Consider the following 13,559-nt stretch of genomic DNA (forward strand, 5'->3'; position numbering starts at 1 on the left):
TCGCCCCCTGTAATGGACTTGAAGGACGCCGTAGTGCGTCCAGTGGAACCATAACCCAAGCCGATCTGATGCAAGACTCTTCCCTAAAAGACTCCCCTGCCCGCCACCTCGCCCTGCAAGGCGCCAGTAATTTTCGCGATCTCGGCGGCTATCGGACCGCCGACGGCCGCACCACGCGCTGGCGGCACATCTTCCGCTCCAATCATCTCGGGCAGCTCACCGCAGCCGATGTCGAGATCGTCCGCGCGCTCGGTGTCAGAAGCGCATTCGATTTTCGCGGTGTCGAGGAGCGCGCGGCCGGCGTCTGCGTCGTGAACGAGATCACGGTTTATTCGCTGCCGATCGAGCCAACCGTCGTCGCCGCGCTGCGCGCCGAGATCGCAAGGGGGACGCTGACCGCACCGGTCGCGCTCGAGCTGATGCGCGAATCCTATCGCAACTATGTTCGCCACAACACGCATAGCTTTCGCGCGCTGTTCAGCCATCTGCTCGAAGACCGCGCGCCGCTCGTGATCCACTGCACCGCCGGCAAGGACCGCACCGGCTTTGCCAGCGCGCTGATCCTGCATGCGCTGGGCGTGCCTGACGACGTCATTGCCGAGGATTACCTTTTGACCAACCGCCACTACAGGCGCGACCCATCGAACGCCGCCGATCTTCCCGCCGACGTTCTCGACGCGATCGGCTCCGTCGAATCCTCGTACCTGGCGGCAGCGTTCGAAGCCGTCGGGCGCGACTATGGCGATCTCGAAACCTACTTGCGCGATGGGCTCAAGCTCGGCACAGCAGAGCGAACCGCACTGAAGGCGCTCTATCTGCAAGCGTAGCGGCTGCGCCGGGAGAACGATGATGCAAGGCAAGGTTCTGGTCGTCACCGGCGTGCTCGGCGCGCTTGGCAAAGTGGTTGCCGAAGTCGCACAGTCTCGCGGCGCACTCATCGCCGGGATCGATCATGCGCCCTCGCAACTGCCAGCGACGCCCGGGCGCATCGAGATCGGCGACGTCGATCTGTCCGACGCAGCGCAGGCGAAGACCGCGATCGATGCCGCGGCGAAGCATTTCGGTCGGCTCGACGGGCTGATCAACATCGCCGGCGGCTTCGCCTTCGAGACCGTCGGCGACGGCGACATCACGACGTGGCAACGCATGTATGCGCTGAACGTGCTGACGGCGCTGAACACTTCGCGCGCAGCGCTGCCGCATCTCGCCGCCTCCAGCGTCGGCCGCATCGTCAACATCGGCGCGATGGGCGCGCTCCAGGCCGGCAACGGCATGGGCCCCTATGCCGCCTCAAAGGCCGGCGTACATCGCCTCACCGAGGCGCTCGCCAATGAGTGGAAGGGCAAGGTCACCGTGAACGCGGTGCTGCCCTCGATCATCGACACCAAAGCCAACCGCGTCGACATGCCGAAGGCGGACTTTTCCAGGTGGGTGACGCCGCAGGAGCTCGCGGAGGTGATCCTGTTCCTCGCTAGCGATGCCGCCAGCGGCGTCACCGGCGCGCTGATCCCGGTCGGCGGGCGGGTGTAGCCGCGTTCAGATCGAATCGTCCGGGGCCGGCTCGGATTCAATCGGAGCCGAGAAGGCTCTAGACTGCACGCAACTGATTCTCCGATCGGACCACCCGTGGAAACCGCGCTCTACCTGCCCGTCAAACGCTTCCTCGAAGAGCTCGGCTTCACCGTCAAGGGCGAGATCGGCGGCTGCGATCTCGTCGGCCTCAGCGCCGGCGATCCGCCTGTCGTGGTGATCGGCGAGCTCAAGCTCGCCTTCAATCTCGAGCTGATCCTGCAGGCGGTCGACCGCGCGCCGGCGGGCGACGAGGTCTGGATCGCCGCAAAAATGTCCGCGCGTGGCAAGGGACGCGAGAGCGATGCGCGCTACCGCAATCTCTGCCGCCGCCTCGGCTTTGGCATGCTGGGGGTGACCGACCGCGGCCAGGTCGAGGTGCTGGTCAAGCCGCCGACGGCGGCCCCGCGTCGGGAACCGAAAATTCGCTCACGGCTCGTTGCCGAGCATCAGCGCCGTCAGGGCGATCCGGTGCTCGGCGGCAGCACGCGCGCGCCGATCATGACGGCCTACCGGCAGCAGGCACTGGCTTGCGCATCGGAACTCGCGACAGGCCCGCGGCCCGTCCGCGAGCTGCGTGTGCGCTGTCCCGATGCCGGCAAGATCTTGCTTAACAATGTGTATGGCTGGTTTGAGCGCGCCGAACGGGGAATCTACGGGCTCACCGAGGCCGGACACGCCGCGCTGAAGCGCTGGCCGCAGCAAAGGGTCGAGGCCGATGCCGGTGCTCCGTCACCACCCTGACGCCGGATGGATGCAAGTGGTGAATAGCTGAGATGCCACACCAAATTCATATTGCAATGCAACATATGCAGCACTAGGTATCCCGGATCGAAATGAGGCTACCATGAGCGCAGACTGGAATACCAAATACGGCACGCGGCGCGTGCGTCACGATCCGCCGACCCTGGACGAGGCGATCTTCGCCGCCGTCGGAATTACCGACGACCAGGAGCAGCAGGCCGAGATCGCCGCAGCTCTGATGGGGATGCCGCTCGATGTCGTCCAGGCCGAGGTGAAGAAGCAGGCCCGCACCAACAGCCGCATCACCGCCACGCGCGTGATTGCCGGCGAGCAGGGTGCGCAGCGCTCGGTGGTGGTCGAACGCCGCGTCGTTCGCCGCTTCAGCACCGCTACGCGCACCGGTACCTGAGCGTTTATCTTTCGATCCGAAATACAAAAGCGGACCGGTTTTGCCGGTCCGCTTTTTGATTCCAGTCCGCTTCTGAACTAGGCGGCGCGATTGCCGTACATGCTGGAGATGATCTTCCAGCAGGTCGAGTTGAAGCTAAGCAGCGCGCGGCCCGCCGTGAACGGCGCTGCCGCGAGATCCGCCAGCTCGGCCTCGGGCGTCTTGGCGAGATCGATCGTTCCGGTCGATTCGCCGTGACGGAAGGCCAGATGCGCGCCGAACTTCTTGGCCAGTGCCCGCATCGCGTGATTCTCGGCACCGGTGGTGATGCGCAGCTGCTTGTAGCCCTTCCAGCGCGCCTCCGCGATCAAGCGGCGGAATAGCACGGTGCCGACGCCCTGGCGGCGTGCGGAGGCTTCCACGCTGAAAGCGACCTCGGGCAGTGAACCATCTTCCGGCGGATGCAGTTCCGCCGCACCGCGAACCACGCCGTCGACGATATAGGCGACGATGACAGTGCCATCCTCGGCGCAGCGGGCGGCGTAACGCTCGATGAAGCTGTCGTCGAGAAAGCCGTTGAAACGGTCATGCCGGCTTTCGGCATCGAGTCTCAGCAGGTGATCGCGCAGAAGCGGCAATTCTTCCTGCTGGATCAGGGTCCGCACATAGCCCGGAGCCGTGCGGACGGTCGCTTGAAGTACCACGTCAAAACTCCTCTTGGTGTCCCTCGAGGAGGCGTTCGAATCCCTAGGCCCCCTATATTGTGCATCGCAATATGATTTTCAAGACGGGAACCTGCCCAACTTAGTGGCATCGGAAGCGACTATTTCGTTAACAAAATCAAGGCCCCGTAGTCTTACAGGACCAGCTGCGTCTGGGTCACCACAGCCACCAACTTCCCGTCCTCAGTCTCCAGCCGGGTGGTCCAGACCTGGGTCCGCCGGCCCCGGTGGACCGGGGTGGCAGTGGCAATCACCGTGGCCCCCTCTCTGGCCCCACCGATGAAATTGGTCTTGCTCTCCAACGTCGTGGTGCCCTTGGCATCCTCGGGCAGATTGATCACGGTCGCCGCGGCGCCGACGGAATCGGCCAGCGCCATCACCGCGCCGCCATGGATGGTGTGGTGCAGGGTGCAGAGATCAGGCCGGACCGTCATCCGCGCCACCACGCGGTCCTTCTCGGCTTCGACGAATTCGACGCCTTTGAGCTCGGCGAACGGCATCTTCATCGCTTTAAGTTTCTCGAGCGGCGTCATCGGATCTCCTCCCAATTCCTTGTGTTGTCAGGGTGAATTGCTTCGCGCGGCAAAGCAATGACGTCCGAGGTAATGGCCGCCGTGACATCGCCTGCAACGTTTGCGCATATGGTGCACCATGCGCCACTACCCACCCCGCCGCATCGTCTGCCTGACCGAAGAGACGGTCGAGACACTCTACCTGCTCGGCGAGCAGGACCGCATCGTCGGCGTTTCCGGCTACGCCGTCCGTCCGCCCCAGGTGCGCCGTGAGAAGCCGCGGGTGTCGGCCTTCGTCTCCGCTGACATCCCGAAGATCCTGGCGCTGGAGCCGGATCTGGTGCTGGCCTTCTCCGATCTTCAGGCCGGCATCGTCGCCGATCTCGTCCGCGCCGGCATCGACGTCCACGTCTTCAATCAGCGCGATGTCGCCGGAATCCTGGCGATGATCCGGATGCTGGGCGCGCTGGTCGGCGTGGCCGAACGCGCGGACCAGCTCGCGCAAGGCTTCGAGCAACGCCTGGCGACGATCGCGGCAACGCCTCGCCCCTCGCCTCGACCAAGGGTCTATTTCGAGGAATGGGACAATCCGTTGATCTCGGGCATCGGCTGGGTGTCCGAGCTGATCGAGATCGCCGGGGGCGTGGATGTCTTCCCGGAACTGCGACATCGGCAGGCGGCAAAGGATCGAATCGTTTCGACGGAGGCGGTGCGCGAAGCCGCACCCGACATCATCCTCGCCTCATGGTGCGGCAAGAAGGTCGTCCCTGCCCGCATCCGCGCACGCGATGGCTGGAGCGCGATCCCCGCCGTACGCAGCGACCGCATCGTCGAGATCAAGTCGCCGATCATCCTGCAGCCGGGACCGGCGGCACTGACGGACGGGCTCGACGCAATCGTGACGGCGTTGTGGGGCGAGCGCATGTCCGACCAGACCGCGGGGTTCTTGGAAGCATTCTAGTTGCGGGTCATTCTGATCGACGACAAATAGAGCGTGCTGCCCTGCGCCGACCGTTTCCTGGAATGGCACGTGACGCACATCTATCATCGCATCTTCGACGAATTCAGCATTCTCGACGCGACGAACACATCGCGGGCGGACGAGTTTGCCAAGATCGTGCGGTGGCTGGAGTTTCCCGGATGCCTGTTCCAGCGCAACGATCTCGTTCTCGATAGCGAGATACGTTCCGAGGGCGTGATCAAGCCCGGGCTGTACGTTTCGGTCGTGCTGAAGGGCGCCGGCATGGGCGGACCGCTCAACGGCGTCGAGCGAACGCGCTACTCGGATAATTCGATCGTCGTGATGGGCCTGCGCACACCGTCGCACTGCGGTGGACAGGCGGCCCGGGGGACGTACATGTTCGCGGCCGGCCTCGCCTTTCCCTATTCCTCGATCGAACGGCTGGGGCTGCAGCGCGAATTCCTTGACCTGTTCGCGCAGGCCGGCTCCGACCAGTTCGCGATTTCGTTGAAGGCCCCCGCACGAATTCTGGCGATGGCGACGGAAATGCTGACTCCAACGGTGCGTGGGCGCGTGGAAGAACTGTTGCTGTCCGCACATGCGCTGGAAATCCTTGTGAGGGTGATTTCCATGGCCGGAGCCCGCGCGATCGCAGACCCCGTGGGCGACATCAAGCGGCGGCGCCTACGCGCCGTGCGCGACGCGATCGACGCAGATCTGCGGCGGTCCTGGACGATCCCGCAACTGGCACGCGAGGCCGGCATCAGCCGCCGTTCCTTCAACACGCACTTCCGCCGTGTCTTTGGCATGAGCGCTGCGGACTATTTGCGGACGCGGCGTCTCGAAGCGGCCAAGGACGCGATCATCGAGCAAGGTGTCTCGATCAACGAGGCAGCCTATCTTGCCGGTTACGGCAACCCGGCCAATTTCGCGACCGCCTTTCGCAAACATTTCGGGCAGGCTCCAAGTCGCATTCGCGCGCTGAAGCATTGATCGGCATTCGCCCTCCCGATGCCGCGAGGCTGCAGATCGATCCAGCCAGCCCGGTGCTGCGACGAAATGTCTTGCCGGCCAATCTGGAACTTGTCGACAAGCGATCAAAGGATTTTTGCGCACACGCAAAGGCGGCACTGCACGGATTCGGCACCTAATCGCCCCGGACTTGGAATGGCGTGGACAGGTTTGGGGCAATGGAATTTCGAACGCTGAAGAATGAGAAGCGGCTGACTGCAATGACGCTTGCCGGACTTGCGATGGTGGCAATGACGAAATCGCCCGCGCAGGCTCAGAATGCCGGAGGCACCCTGCCGCCCGTCACGGTCGACGCGCCCAAGCCCGAGCGCGCCCGCGCCAAGCCGGTCCGATCGACGAGCCCGGCTCGCGCAACGCGCACCGTCGCGCGGCGCGCCCCCGCAGCCACGCAACAGGCCGTGCCTGCCGTCTCCGGAGGCGAGAAAGGCAATGGTCCGGTGACCGGCTATCTCGCAAGTCAGAGCATGACCGCGACCAAGACCGACACGCCGATCCTGTCGACCCCGCAGTCGATCTCGGTCGTGACCAAGGACCAGATCGAGGCGCAGGGCGCGCAGAACGTCAGCGAGGCGCTGCGCTATACGCCGGGGGTCACGGTGGTGAGTTTCGGCGCCAACGCCTTCTTCGACACGTTCAAGCTCAGGGGGTTCGAAGCGCCGCGCTACCTCGACGGCCTCCGCCTGCCGGCGGACACCACCACTTTCGCCGTGCCGCGCATCGAGACCTATGGCCTGGAGCGCCTCGAAGTCCTGAAAGGCCCCTCGTCCGGTCTCTACGGCCAGTCCGATCCGGGCGGCCTGCTCAACATGGTCAGCAAGCGCCCGACCGCGACCCCAACGAATGAGATCGTCGGAAGCTTCGGATCGTTCGAGCGCTTCCAGGGCGCGTTCGATATCGGCGGCCCGATCGACAAGGACGGACAGTACCTTTACCGCATCGTCGGCCTCGGCCGCGACAGCAACACGCAGACCGACTTCGTTCAGGACAACAAGCTGTTCATTGCACCGAGCTTCACCTATCGCCCGGATGCGGACACGAGCTTCACCGTGTTGTCGCAGTACCAGAAGGTCGACAACAAGGGTTATCAGCAATACGTGACCGGACAGGTCTCGTTCCTGCCCAATCCGAACGGCCACATCCCCTACAGCCGTTATCTCGGCGAGCCCTCGATCGACGGCTATCATCTCGAGCAATTCATGCTCGGCTACGCGTTCGAGCACCGCTTCAACGACATGTTCCAGATCCGGCAGAACCTGCGTTACACGGAGGTGACCAACGATCTCGCTTCGGTCCGCACCGAAGGCATGGTGACCGATCGCCTCGTTGCCCGGACCTACAACTACGTCAAGGCGAGCGCCGCCAATGTCGCAGTGGACAACCAGGTCCAGGCCGACTTCGCGACCGGACCGCTCACCCACAAGGTCCTGCTCGGCATGGACTATTTCAACCTTTGGTCCAATACCGACTATCGCACGACCGTTATCGCTCCGATCGACGCATATAGCCCCGCCTATGGCGCGGCCGTGCCGTCGTTCTCGTCCCTGGCGCCCTTCATTCTGCGCAGCGACAGCCTGAAGCAGGCGGGTCTCTATATCCAGGATCAGGTCAAGCTCGACCGCTTCACCCTGACCCTGAGCGGGCGGCAGGACTGGACGAGTTCAGGTTTCCAGAGCCTGGCATTCTATCCGCCGGCCGGCATCTACAATCGCGACGACTCCGCGCAGACCGGGCGCGTCGGCTTGAGCTATCTGTTCGACATCGGGCTTGCGCCTTACGTCAGCTACTCGACGTCGTTCACCCCCAATCTGGGCGCAGACCTCACGGGCAATTCGTTCAAGCCGACCACGGGCGAAAACATCGAGGGCGGCGTCAAGTTCATGCCGGTCGGATCGAACTTCATGGTCACCGCAGCAATCTTCGACACCAAGCAGAAGGACGTGCTGACCACGAGCCCGATCAATCCCTTCTTCAGCGTTCAGACCGACGCCGTACGGGTCCGCGGCTTCGAGCTCGAGGTCAAGGGCAATCTCACCCGCGAGTTCGAAATCACCGGCGGCTACGCCCATCTCGATCCGAAGGTCACCCAGAGCATCGCGGGCTATGCCGGCAAATACATGATCAATACGGCGCTGGACCAGGCTTCGCTTTGGGGCAAGTACACCTGGTATGACGGCCCGCTCGCAGGCTTCGGCATAGGCGCCGGCGTCCGCTATGTCGGAGACACCTATGGCGACAATTTCAACACATTCATCGTCCCGTCCTACACACTGATCGATGCAAGCGCGAGCTACGACTTCGCCTATCTCCGGCCCGACTGGAAGAACTGGAAGGCCCAGATCAACGTGACAAACCTGGCCAACAAGTATTATGTCGCCTCGTGCTTCACAGGTCTGGCCTATTGCGGTTTCGGCAACGCGCGCACGGTGCTCGGTACCTTGAAATACACGTGGAACTGAGAAGAGCTGGAACTGGCTTTGACGGCAGCGACAATATCTCTCCGACGATGGGGCTTCGTCCACAAATGGTCGAGCCTCATCTGCACCCTGTTCATGCTGATCCTGTGCGTTACCGGGCTGCCGCTGATCTTTCACGACGAGATCGACGATCTCCTGCACGATCAGGTCAAGCCAGCGGAGGTGCCGCCCGGGACACCGCAGGCCAACCTCGATTCCCTCCTCGCCAATGCGCTCGCCAGCGCGCCCGGCAAGGTGCCGCATTTCCTGGTCTGGGATCGGGATGATCCCAATGCCATGTTCGTCAGCGTGGGCCCGTCGATCACCTCCGACCCGTCGAAGAATACGCTGGTCCGGATGGACCTCCACACCGGCGCGTACCTCGATGCTCCCGACGTTACCGGCCGCTTCACCTACATCATGCTGAAGCTGCACACCGACATGTTTGCAGGGCTGCCCGGGAAACTGTTTCTCGGCCTGATGGGGATCCTGTTCTGCGTCGCGATCATCTCCGGTATCGTGGTCTATGCCCCATCGATGCGGAAGCTGAGCTTCGGCACTTATCGCGCACGCCGGACCCGCATCGTCCGCTGGCTCGACATCCACAACCTCGCCGGCATCCTGCTGGTGGCCTGGACGCTGGTGGTCGGCTTCACCGGCGTCATCAACACCTGGGCCGATCTCGTCCTGAAGCTCTGGCAGTTCGGGCAGCTGTCCGAAATGACGGCTCAATACAGCGGTCGATCGGTTGCGGCAAAGCTGACCCCTGTCAATGCCGCGGTCGAGGTCGCCTCTCAGGCCGTCCCGGGAATGACACCGAGCTTCGTCGCCTTCCCCGGCACGATCTTCAGCAGCAAGAGCCACTATGCGGTCTTCCTGCATGGCGACACGCCGTTGACGTCGCGGCTGCTCAAGCCGGCATTGATCGATGCCGAGACCGGAAAGCTGACCGACACCCGCGACATGCCCTGGTATGTCTCCGCTCTCTTCATCTCGCAGCCGCTGCATTTCGGCGACTATGGCGGGATGCCGCTCAAGATCATCTGGGCCGTGCTCGACGTGCTCACCATCATCATCCTCGGCACGGGCGTGTATCTGTGGCTGCGCCGGCGCAAGGCGGGCGTGACGGTGGAGCGAAGCATCGCAAGCGCTTCCAGCGTCGAAAACGCGGCACTGACATCCCCATGAGTACACATCGGGTCGTCCATCGCTCGTTGGCGCAAATCTTTGCCGCGCCGACCATCGTCGCCCTGGTCAGCACCGCGGGCCTGATCAGCGCACTTGTCGGCGACGGCTGGTGGGACGCAATCTCATGGACGGCACTCGGCATTCCGCCGCTGCTCTATCTCGTTTTCCTCTGGCGGCGGAAACCGCGCTGAACCGCGGCAGCGCCACCGTTCCGGAACAGAGTCGTGCTGCAATGGTCTTTCGCAACGTGGCAATCAAGGACATCGACGTGACCGGACACATCCAGATGGGCGGCCCCGCGCACGACGCCTGGGCCTGGTTCGTTGCAGCCGTCGCACGCTGCTATCAACGGCCCGAAAGCGTCATCCGGCGCATGCTGCGCTACAGCGCGGCGAAGGGCCATGATGCATTCCTGAACAAGCTCGCGGGCGATCCCGCCTATTTCGGGCGGCAGTTCGTGCTGCCGCGCCACGGCGCCAAATTGTCGTACCTGCCGCTCCGACGGGAGTCACAACAGGCCGCCGCCCTGTTACCCCTGCTTGCAAAGGACGCCCTCGAGGCAGGAGCTCCCGATCCGCTCCGCGGTCTGTTCGTCGCTTCAAGGCTTCCGGAGCGCCGCCGCCGCGCCAAACGATTGCCGGCAACCGATCGCGTCACCGCATTGGCGATCTGACATTCATCGTCGCCGCGTCGCGCACATAGGCGTCGACCTTCACCTCATCCCGTGTTCCCTCCCAGCACAAACGCCGGGCGCGCGTAAGCAAGACGCCCCATTGCCGCGTCGCTAGCCTCTGATCCGACGAAACCTTCGCAACCCAGGGGCCTGTCCATGCGCAATCGTCTGATCCTCAACTGCTTCTCGATGAACGTCGTCTCCCACATCTATCATGGACTGTGGCGCCACCCCGACAGCACGCAGATGCATTTCGACAAGCTCAGCACCTGGATCGAGCTGACCAAGCTGCTCGAGCAAGGCTGCTTCGACGCGCTGTTCCTCGCCGACGTCATCGGCATCGACCCGGCCTACAAGGGATCGTGGGACACCTACATCAGGGAAGGCTTGCAGATCCCCTGCAACGATTCCGCGGCGCTCTCCGCGGTATTGATCGGCGTCACCGAGAACCTCGGCCTCACCTTCACCAGCTCCATCATGTCGGAGCATCCATTCAGCTTCGCGCGGCGGCTGTCGACGCTGGATCATCTCAGCAATGGGCGCATCGGCTGGAACATCGTCACCAGCGTCAGCCACAACGCCGCGCAGAATTTCGGCTTCGACGAGATCATTCCGCATGACGAGCGCTACCGCCGCGCCGACGAATACATGGAGGTCGTCTACAAGCTCTGGGAAGGCTCGTGGGACGAAGGCGCAGTGCTCGGCGACAGGGAGAACGGCGTCTATGCCGACGCCAGCAAGATCCACCGCATCTACCATTCCGGCGAGCGTTACCGGGTGCTGGGGCCGCATCTCTGCTCGCCCTCGCCGCAGCGTACGCCGGTGCTCTACCAGGCCGGCGCCTCGCCGGTCGGCCAGTCCTTCGCCGCGCGCAATGCCGAAGGGACCTTCGTGCTCTATCCGACCATCGAAGGCGCGCGCAAAGGCATCGCAGCGACCCGCGCCGTCGCGTCAGCCAACGGACGGCGGCCGGAGGACCTGAAATTCATCCAGGGCTTTTCCTTCGTCGTGGGGAGCACGGAGGAGGAAGCGTGGCGCAAGTCCGACGAGATCGACAAGGGCGTCAGCTATGACGGCCTCGCCGCACATATCAGCCGGGACATGGGCATCGACCTCGGCATGCTCGACCGCGACATGCCGATCGAACAGGCCAACATCGAGGGCCTGCGCGGGTTCATCAGCATGTTCGAGGCCAGCAATCCCGGCAAGAAGGCGCGCGTCCAGGACCTCGCCTACGCGCTGTCCTATAACAGCCGGATCGTCGGCACGCCCGAGAGCATCGCCGACCAGCTCGAAGCCTGGCAGGATGCGGGCGTCGACGGCATCAACATGATCTGCCAGTATTTTCCAGGCTCCTATCGCGACTTCATCGAGCACGTCATCCCGGTGCTGCAGAAGCGCGGCCTGGCCCAGCGCGAATACGCGCCGGGCACGTTGCGCGAGAAGATGTTCCCCGGCAGCGGCGGCCGGCTGAACGACCGCCACCCCGCCGCGCGCTATCGCGGCGCCTTCAAGGGCGGCGGCGAGAAGAGCGCGGGCAGCACCGGCGTCAAGTGGCAGACGGAACGCGCATGAGGAACGAGACTGTCATGGATCGTTCCGAGCCGCCCTTCGACGCGATGTCGAGGGCCAACGCCTTCAAGTCGGGCATGCGGAGATTTGCCTCCGGCGTCGCGCTCATCACGAGCGCCGCCGCCGGACAGCGCGCCGGGCTGGTCGCGACCGCAATCAGCTCGGTCAGCACGGCGCCGCCGACCCTGCTGGTCTGCATCAACAGGAGCGCCTCGGCGCATGACGTCATCGATCGATCCGGCGTCTACGCCGTCAACCTGCTGGCCGCCGCCGACCTCGAACTCGTCGATGTCTTTTCAAAATCGGCGCGCCGCGCAGAGCGGTTCACGTCCGGCGATTGGCAGGCGCTGATATCAGGCGCGCCCGTGCTGGCTACGGCGCTCGCCGCGTTCGATTGCAAGGTGGTGCAGCGGCTGGCCTACGAGACCCACACCATCTTCCTGGGCGAGGTCTTGCAGGTCTCCCTCGCCGAGCAGGACGTCGATCCCCTGCTCTACATGGACAGCGCATTCAGGCGGCTGGAGCGGGCCGCCTGACGAAACGCCGGCGGTTCACGCGCCCTCGCTGCGATATTCCCGCGGCGTCTTTCCGAACCGCTGGCGAAATGTCCGGCTGAAATGCGAGAGGTCGTTGAAGCCCCAGCGCAAGGCGATCTCGGTCACCGTCTCACTGTCCGCCTTCCGCTTCACGAAATCCCTGGCGCAACGCTCGAGGCGCTGCTCCAGGACGAGGCGGCCGAACGACCGACCACCCTCCTCCAGCACCTTGTGCAGATAGCGCACGGAGATGCCGAAATGGGCGGCGACCTTGGCCGGCGCCAGCTCGGGATCGGCGACGTTGGTCTCGATGTGAGAGACCAGCGAGGCACATAGCGCCTGCCGCGCGGAGCCTTTCGCCATCTCCTGGGTCGCCTGCGTCGCACCGAGCGACATGGCCACGAGCTCGACCATGCTGCCGCTTAACGTCGCACCGGTCGGCGACAGCCCCTCCACGTTGCGGACGATCGACTTGAGCAGATCGATGGCGACGGTGCCGACGCCACCGTTGTCGGCGACGATCGTGGCCGTCGCCTTGTCGGGATTGCGCAGCAAGGGACGCAGCAGATGCCGCGGAATCCGGAACGAGTACTGCTCCCAGTCATCACTGCAATAGTCGTTGAGATAAGGCTCCGTCGAGTCCACGATCGAGAACTCGCCGGGATTGAGCAGCGCGGCACGACCGCCCTGCTGCATGCAGCATTGCCCCCGGAGCTGGAGATTGAGGAAATAGACTTCGGTCGGCATGCGGCTGATCTCGGAGCGCCCGCGATAGATCTTCTGACGGCCGGACGAGATGGTGGTGACGTTGATCGTCGAAAGCGGATGGGCGGTGACACGCCCGGCAAAGCCGCCCGCCGCGGGCTCACGCACCGGATTGAGCGCGATATAGGCCTCGCAGAGGACCTCTCTCCAATAGCTGAACTGATCCCGCTCGGGCAGATCGTTCGTGGTCCAGGTCTCCATGGCAAATCCTCGACACAGAGTGAGACTGGCCTCTGAAAAAGCACTTTCCATGCCAGAACGGCACCGGCCTACAGCACAAACATTCGGCAACGGATGGGACAGAACGATTGCCCAATACGGTCTGTTCACTGTCAGCACAAAGCCCGGGCGCTGTCGGGCAAGACTGTCGTTGCGCCCGCGCATAGCCTTCCTTCCGTCAATCGAGGGGCGCCATGGGACGGCGTCGCGCCGATACGTCTCGAC

General features: G+C 63.9%; 15 protein-coding genes. 12 read left to right on the forward strand and 3 right to left on the reverse strand.

Going from position 1 to position 13,559, the window contains the following annotated elements; all coding sequences use genetic code 11:
* The first annotated feature begins 68 nt into the window (after window positions 1-68).
* The 4 genes from JQ603_RS05420 to JQ603_RS05435 all read left to right on the forward strand — a co-directional run bounded on the left by JQ603_RS05420 (window position 69) and on the right by JQ603_RS05435 (window position 2,722).
* Window positions 69-827 (forward strand): tyrosine-protein phosphatase, encoded by a 759-nt coding sequence (locus JQ603_RS05420; RefSeq protein WP_212337119.1) that lies wholly within the window; start codon window positions 69-71, stop codon window positions 825-827.
* A gap of 22 nt (window positions 828-849) precedes the next feature.
* Complete coding sequence (locus JQ603_RS05425) at window positions 850-1,530, forward strand: SDR family oxidoreductase (protein WP_212337121.1); 681 nt, start codon at window positions 850-852, stop codon at window positions 1,528-1,530.
* A 96-nt stretch (window positions 1,531-1,626) separates the two neighbouring features.
* Entirely contained in the window at window positions 1,627-2,313 is a 687-nt protein-coding gene (locus JQ603_RS05430) for a DUF2161 domain-containing phosphodiesterase (protein ID WP_212337123.1), read from the forward strand.
* A 103-nt stretch (window positions 2,314-2,416) separates the two neighbouring features.
* Entirely contained in the window at window positions 2,417-2,722 is a 306-nt protein-coding gene (locus JQ603_RS05435; RefSeq protein ID WP_063683963.1) for a hypothetical protein, read from the forward strand.
* 77 nt (window positions 2,723-2,799) lie between these two features.
* On the opposite strand, the gene JQ603_RS05440 is transcribed toward JQ603_RS05435, so the two are convergent.
* Complete coding sequence (locus tag JQ603_RS05440) at window positions 2,800-3,405, reverse strand: GNAT family N-acetyltransferase (RefSeq protein WP_212337124.1); 606 nt, start codon at window positions 3,403-3,405, stop codon at window positions 2,800-2,802.
* 152 nt (window positions 3,406-3,557) lie between these two features.
* A complete protein-coding gene (locus JQ603_RS05445; protein ID WP_212337126.1) occupies window positions 3,558-3,956 on the reverse strand; it encodes a PaaI family thioesterase in 399 nt (132 codons plus the stop codon).
* A 118-nt stretch (window positions 3,957-4,074) separates the two neighbouring features.
* Here JQ603_RS05445 and JQ603_RS05450 point away from each other — a divergent pair, with 118 nt between their 5' ends.
* From JQ603_RS05450 to JQ603_RS05485, 8 genes are all read left to right on the forward strand, one after another.
* On the forward strand, window positions 4,075-4,896 hold the full coding sequence (locus JQ603_RS05450) for a cobalamin-binding protein (RefSeq protein ID WP_212337128.1): 822 nt from the start codon (window positions 4,075-4,077) through the stop codon (window positions 4,894-4,896).
* 69 nt (window positions 4,897-4,965) lie between these two features.
* On the forward strand, window positions 4,966-5,889 hold the full coding sequence (locus tag JQ603_RS38385) for an AraC family transcriptional regulator (RefSeq protein WP_212337130.1): 924 nt from the start codon (window positions 4,966-4,968) through the stop codon (window positions 5,887-5,889).
* Window positions 5,890-6,086: 197 nt separating this feature from the next.
* Window positions 6,087-8,384, forward strand: a complete 2,298-nt coding sequence (locus JQ603_RS05460; RefSeq protein ID WP_245003380.1) for a TonB-dependent siderophore receptor — start codon at window positions 6,087-6,089, stop codon at window positions 8,382-8,384.
* Window positions 8,385-8,417: 33 nt separating this feature from the next.
* On the forward strand, window positions 8,418-9,569 hold the full coding sequence (locus JQ603_RS05465) for a PepSY-associated TM helix domain-containing protein (RefSeq protein WP_433996628.1): 1,152 nt from the start codon (window positions 8,418-8,420) through the stop codon (window positions 9,567-9,569).
* Complete coding sequence (locus JQ603_RS05470; protein ID WP_212337133.1) at window positions 9,566-9,760, forward strand: hypothetical protein; 195 nt, start codon at window positions 9,566-9,568, stop codon at window positions 9,758-9,760. Before JQ603_RS05465 ends, JQ603_RS05470 begins: the two co-directional genes overlap by 4 nt.
* Window positions 9,694-10,242 carry a hypothetical protein gene (locus JQ603_RS05475; protein WP_212337135.1) on the forward strand — a complete coding sequence of 183 codons (549 nt, stop codon included), beginning with the start codon at window positions 9,694-9,696 and terminating at the stop codon, window positions 10,240-10,242. Before JQ603_RS05470 ends, JQ603_RS05475 begins: the two co-directional genes overlap by 67 nt.
* Before the next feature lie 156 nt (window positions 10,243-10,398).
* Window positions 10,399-11,817, forward strand: coding sequence for an LLM class flavin-dependent oxidoreductase (locus tag JQ603_RS05480; RefSeq protein ID WP_212337136.1), 1,419 nt, complete (start codon window positions 10,399-10,401; stop codon window positions 11,815-11,817).
* 14 nt (window positions 11,818-11,831) lie between these two features.
* Complete coding sequence (locus JQ603_RS05485) at window positions 11,832-12,350, forward strand: flavin reductase family protein (RefSeq protein WP_245003381.1); 519 nt, start codon at window positions 11,832-11,834, stop codon at window positions 12,348-12,350.
* 15 nt (window positions 12,351-12,365) lie between these two features.
* Here JQ603_RS05485 and JQ603_RS05490 read toward each other — a convergent pair whose 3' ends face one another.
* Window positions 12,366-13,316, reverse strand: a complete 951-nt coding sequence (locus JQ603_RS05490) for a helix-turn-helix domain-containing protein (RefSeq protein ID WP_212337140.1) — start codon at window positions 13,314-13,316, stop codon at window positions 12,366-12,368.
* Window positions 13,317-13,559: the final 243 nt, after the last annotated feature.

It is taken from the genome of Bradyrhizobium liaoningense (genome assembly GCF_018130825.1).
Classification (GTDB): Bacteria; Pseudomonadota; Alphaproteobacteria; order Rhizobiales; family Xanthobacteraceae; genus Bradyrhizobium; species Bradyrhizobium liaoningense_B.